This window comes from Mesorhizobium sp. M2A.F.Ca.ET.039.01.1.1, from assembly GCF_003998035.1.
Taxonomy (GTDB): Bacteria; Pseudomonadota; Alphaproteobacteria; order Rhizobiales; family Rhizobiaceae; genus Mesorhizobium.
The window spans coordinates 1-1659 of sequence record NZ_RZRY01001055.1 but is presented as its reverse complement, the minus strand read 5'-3'; the positions used below and the strand labels follow the sequence as shown (position 1 = coordinate 1659).

Sequence of the window (1659 nt, the reverse complement as noted above, 5' to 3'; positions counted from 1 at the left end):
AAGCTGCGCGGCGAAGCCAATGACGCCGGCGAGGCCAAGGGCGGCGTCTTTTACGAACGCGAATATTGAGGTTGTGCCGGGCCGGATTGGCCAAGGCGAACCGGGGGCGACCGCCGGTACGGGGCTGCTATCCTTATAAAATGTATTGATTTAATGGCCCGCGGGAATTTTTTAGGGAATCCGCGTCGCGATAACAAATTTGCGTCAAGACTGTCGCTATCACGCGAACCGGGTTGCAGCCAAAGATGCACATTCCCTGGCATGTTCCTCCTCCATACCGTCTTTTTGACAACGCGGTCCGGATGCGGAATGTTAAAAGGCGGAAAGCCAACAATGGGAGCAAGTCATGGCAATCTATAAGAGCAATGGTGATCAGGTTCCTGATCATATCTTGGCGTTGGCCGAAGAAGCCAAGGCGGGAAAGGTCGATCGTCGCGAATTCCTGGCGCTCGCCAGCGTTTTCGGAGCGTCCACGGCGATGGCCTACGGCCTGATCGGTCTGGCCGATCCGACCCCGGCGAAAGCCGACGACGTACAGAGCAAGAAGGGCGGCACGCTGAAGGTCGCGCAGTGGGTCAAGGATCCGAAGGATCCACGCAAGGCCGACTGGTCGGAAATCGCCAATGCCGAGCGCCAGGCGCTTGAGCCGCTGGTTAAGTACACCACCGAGTACACATTCCGCCCCTATCTCCTGGAAAGCTGGGACGTGAACGATGACGCGACCGAGTACACGCTGCATGTACGCAAGGGCGTGACCTGGTCGAACGGCGATGCTTTCACCGCCGACGATGTCATCTTCAATCTCAAGCGCTGGGCCGACAAGAAGGCCGAAGGCAACTCGATGCCCGGCCGCCTTGGCACGCTTGTCAAGGACGACAAGCTCGACGAGAGCGCCGTGACCAAGGTCGACGACATGACCGTCAAGCTGAAACTCGGCAAGCCGGACATCGCGCTGATCCCGAACATGTGCGATTATCCGGGCCTGATCGTCCACAAGAGCTTCGACGAGAAGGGCGGCGATTTCAAAGCCTGCCCGATCGGCACCGGCCCGTTCGAGCTCGTTTCCTACGACGTCGGCCAGAAGGTCGTCTACAAGCGCCGCGCAGACAACAAGTGGTGGGACGGCGAGGTGTTCCTCGACGGCATCGAGTTCATCGACTACGGCACCGATCCTGGCGCCATGGTCAGCGCCTTCGAGGCTGGTGAAGTGCACACCAATTTCGAGACCTCGGCCGACTATGTCTCGATCCTCGACGGCATGGACCTGGTGAAATCCGAGGTGGTGACGGCTGCGACCATCGTCTGCCGCACCAATGTCAACCACAAGCCGTACGACAACCAGAAGGTTCGTCAGGCGCTGCAGCTCGGCGTCGACAACGCGGTCGTCCTGCAGCTCGGCTACGGCAATGCCGGCACGCCCGCTGAGAACCATCACGTCAGCCCGATCCATCCGGAATATTTCGAGCTGCCGAAGATCAAGCGCGACGCCGCCAAGGCCAAGGCCCTGATGGCGGAGGCAGGCCAGGCCGACTTCGAGCACGAGCTGATCACGGTCGACGAGGACTGGCACAAGAACACCGGCGACGCGATCGCAGCCCAGCTGCGCGACGCCGGCATCAAGGTGAAGCGCACGGTGCTGCCGGGCTCGACCTTCTGGAA

The 1659-nt window shown here is 60.5% G+C and carries 1 protein-coding gene; it reads left to right on the top strand.

What is annotated here, in order from left to right; genetic code table 11:
• Window positions 1-346: 346 nt before the first annotated feature.
• Window positions 347-1659, top strand: a 1313-nt coding sequence (locus EOA24_RS37175) for an ABC transporter substrate-binding protein (protein ID WP_133374865.1), incomplete at its 3' end; no start/stop codon positions are given.